The organism is Rhodococcus sp. LB1, assembly GCF_001583455.1.
Classification (GTDB): Bacteria; Actinomycetota; Actinomycetes; order Mycobacteriales; family Mycobacteriaceae; genus Rhodococcus_F; species Rhodococcus_F opacus.
Genome location: NZ_LTCZ01000230.1, coordinates 1 through 3067, shown reverse-complemented (window position 1 = coordinate 3067; position 3067 = coordinate 1). Strand labels below are relative to the sequence as shown.

Here is a 3067-nt window from a genome sequence, read left to right as displayed (position 1 = left end):
GCGGTCGTCGCGGTGCACCACCACGACCGCCTGCATCACATCCGGATGCGTCTCCAGCGCCGTCTCGACCTCCCCCAACTCGATCCGCTGCCCCCGCAACTTCACCTGGAAATCGGTACGCCCCACATACTCCACAACCCCATCACGGCGGCGACGCACCAGATCCCCCGTCCGATACATCCGCCCACCAACCACATACGGGTTCGCCACGAACCGATCCGCCGACAGATCCGGACGATCCAGATACCCCCGCGCCAGCTGATCCCCCGCCAGATACAACTCCCCCGCCACCCCGTACGGCACCGGATGCAACCGCGAATCGAGCACATGCAACTGCGTGTTCCACACCGGACGCCCGATCGGCACCGAATGGACATCCGCCGCACCGGTCTCCCAGAACGTGACATCGACCGCGGCCTCCGTCGGACCATACAAATTGTGCAGATCGGCACCACTGACCGCCCGGAACCGCAACACCTGCTCCGGCGTCAACGCCTCCCCCGAACAGAACACCAACCGCAACGAATCACACACCACCGCAGCAGGTTCGGCAGTGAACACCGACAACATCGACGGCACGAAGTGGGTGGTCGTCACGTGACGTTCCTGTATCAGCCCTGTCAGGTACCGCGGATCGCGGTGTCCGTCCGGTGCGGCGATCACCAGCGTGGCACCGACCTGCAGCGGCCAGAACAGCTCCCACACCGACACGTCGAACGTCACCGGAGTCTTCTGAATCACCGCGTCGTCCGAAGTCAGCCGGTATTCGTGCTGCATCCACAGCAGGCGGTTCACGATCGCACCATGGGTGACGGCGACCCCCTTCGGCCGGCCCGTCGACCCGGACGTGAAGATCACGTACGCCGTGTTGTCGGTGGTGAGCGCGGTGGAGATCGGTGCCGAGTCCTCGTCGGGGAGGTCGAGGGTGTCGATGTTCACCACCGGTGCCGCGGTGGTGAAGGTGGTGTCGTCGGCGGCGCGCGTCAGCACGCACACCGGCTGGGCGGTGTCGAGCGCGTATGCCGTGCGCTCGGCGGGGTGATCGGGATCGATCGGCAGGTACGCGGCTCCCGCCTTCACGATCGCGTAGATGGCGACGAGCAGATCGATCGATCGCCGCATCCCGACCGCGACGACGGACTCCGGTCCCACACCGCTTCTGATCAGGTAGCGGGCGAGGCGGTCGGTGCGCTGGTCGAATTCGGCGTAGGTCAGCCACCGGTCCTCGAATACCAGCGCAACGGCGTCGGGAGTGGCGGCGGCCTGGGCAGCGAACAACGACACCAGGGTGTCCGCCGGCACGGGGTGGTGCGTTGCGTTGGCCGCCGTGAGGGCGGACCGCTCGTCCGCGTCGAGCAGGTCGATATCGCCGACCACGATCGGTGGGTTGTCGACGACCACGTCGAGGAGCCGGCCGAACCGTTCTCCGATCGACACGGCGGTGTCCTCGTCGAACAGGTCTGTCGCATAGGACAGTTGCACGGCCAGCCCGGCGGGGGCGCCGGCGGAGTCGAACTGCTCGACGACGGTGAGTTGAAGGTCGAACTTCGCCACGTGGACGTCGATCTCGGCGGCCTCGACCTCGAGTCCGTCGAGTTCCACCCGGGTGTTCGCCGTGTTTTGGAAGGTAAGCATCACCTGGAACAGCGGGTGGTGTGCCGACGACCGGGCGGGGCCGAGCACCTCCACGAGGCGCTCGAACGGGACGTCGCCGTGCTGGAACGCGGCGAGGTCGGCGTCGCGGGTGCGGGCGAGTACGTCACCGAACGTGTCGCCGGGGTCGACGGTGGTGCGGAGCACGAGGGTGTTGACGAACATGCCGACGAGGTGGTCGAGCGCCTCCTCGCCGCGTCCCGCGACGGGGGTCCCGATCACGATGTCCGATCCGGCGCCGAGACGGCGGAGCAGCACCGCCAGCGCGGCGTGCGTCACCATGAACGGCGTCGTGCCGGTGCTCTGTGCGAGATCGACGAGACGCCCGTGCACGTCGGCCGGGATCGTGAACTCGACACGCCCGCCCCGGTGGGACATCTCGGCGGGCCGTGTCCGGTCGGTGGGCAGCTCGATCAGCTGCGGCAGACCGGCGATCGCCGCCTGCCAGTGGGCGATCTGCCTGGCGGACAGGCTGTTCGGGTCGTCCTCCGAACCCAGTAGGTCCCGCTGCCAGAGGCTGTAGTCGGCGTACTGCACCGGGAGCGGCGCCCAGGTGGGTGCGTGACCGGCGGCGCGCGCCGCGTACGCGACCATCACGTCGGCGGCCAGCGGTGTCATCGACCAGCCGTCGGCGGCGATGTGATGAACCACGAGGACGAGAACGTGCCGGTCGGGCGCCTCCCGGAACAGTCCGGCGCGCAGCGGTATGTCGGCGCTGAGGTCGAATCCGGCACCGCCGAGTGCCGTCACCGTGGCGGTGAGCGACTCGGCGTCGACATCGATCGGAGCCGTGTCGGCCAGCACGCTCGCGGCGGGCAGGATCAGCTGGTGGGGTCCGTCAGGGGTGTCGGGGTAGACGGTGCGCAGCGCTTCGTGCCGTTCCTGGACATCGCCGAGCGCCGCTCGCAGGGCTTCCCGGTCGAGATCTCCGGTGAGCCGCAGGGCGATCGGCAGGTTGTAGGCGGCCGAGGTCGTGTCGAACTGGTTGAGGAACCACATCCGTTGCTGCGCAACGGAGAGGGGCACGCAGGCGGGGCGGTCCCGTGCTTCGAGCACCGGACGCGGGTCGGATTGTGGGCTCGTGTTCGCCACCGCGACCGCTAGCTGCGACACCGACGGCGACTGGAACAGGTCCCGGACCCCGATCCGCACACTGAGGGCGGCGTTCACGCGGGACACGACCTGGGTGGCCATCAGGGAGTTGCCGCCGAGTTCGAAGAAGCTGGTGTCGACGCCCAGTTCGGGTAGGCCGAGGACGTCGCGGAAGATCCCGAGGAGGATCTCCTCCGTGACCGTTCTCGGGCGCACGATGTCGGCCGAGCGTGCGGCGAATACCGGTGCGGGCAGGGCGTTGCGGTCCAGCTTCCCCGCCGGAGTCAGCGGCAACGAATCCAACACCACGATCGCCGACGGC

The 3067-nt window shown here is 68.4% G+C and carries 1 protein-coding gene; it reads right to left on the bottom strand.

The annotated features are described in order from the left end of the window. The coding region (locus AZG88_RS27060; protein WP_331712301.1) for a non-ribosomal peptide synthetase at positions 1 to 2961 on the bottom strand (2961 nt) is incomplete at its 3' end. Between the last annotated feature and the right edge of the window lie 106 nt (positions 2962 to 3067).